General features: G+C 54.5%; 1 protein-coding gene. It reads left to right on the plus strand.

Annotated features, from left to right (window positions below; genetic code table 11):
* Positions 1-597: IS4 family transposase (locus C437_RS00005; protein ID WP_004514816.1), on the plus strand; the 597-nt coding region annotated here is incomplete at its 5' end.
* Positions 598-611: the final 14 nt, after the last annotated feature.

The raw sequence follows: 611 nt of genomic DNA on the forward strand, positions 1-611 counted from the left end.
GGTGACCAGATCCAAGATGTCGTGGACGATCTCCACCGAGAGTACATTGATGTTGAGGTAGAAGCGACGTTTCAGCGACGAGAGTACGCGGGCACGCAATCATACGATAACAAGACATTCCGTGTCGTCGGCGTCCGCGATGAGGACGCCGACGACTACCATCTATATATCACGAACCTGCCGAGAGAAGAGTTTCTGCCGGCAGATCTAGCAACGATCTACCGGTGTCGGTGGGAAGTAGAACTGCTGTTTCGTGAGTTGAAGACGCAGTATAACCTGGATGAGTTCGATACAAGCAAGACGTACATCGTGGAGATCCTGCTGTACGCAGCATTGCTGTCGCTGTTGGTAAGCCGTAATCTGTTGGCTCTGGTTACCGAGCAAGCTAACAACGAGATCGTATTTCCGCCGGAGCGTTGGGCGGCGACCTTCCGGTCGCACGCCCAACTCATTCTCTCTGAACTCGGTGAGTTCCTCGGCTATTCGCCACCGCCACTGCTGGAGCGGCTGATCGAAGACGCCCAGAAGATCCACAAGCGACGACCGATTCTCCAGGAAACGCTCGCTACCGCTACACAACCGAGGTGTGAGGCCTAACTAAAGACCAATGC

Origin of the sequence: Haloarcula vallismortis ATCC 29715, assembly GCF_000337775.1 — an archaeon.
Classification (GTDB): domain Archaea; phylum Halobacteriota; class Halobacteria; order Halobacteriales; family Haloarculaceae; genus Haloarcula; species Haloarcula vallismortis.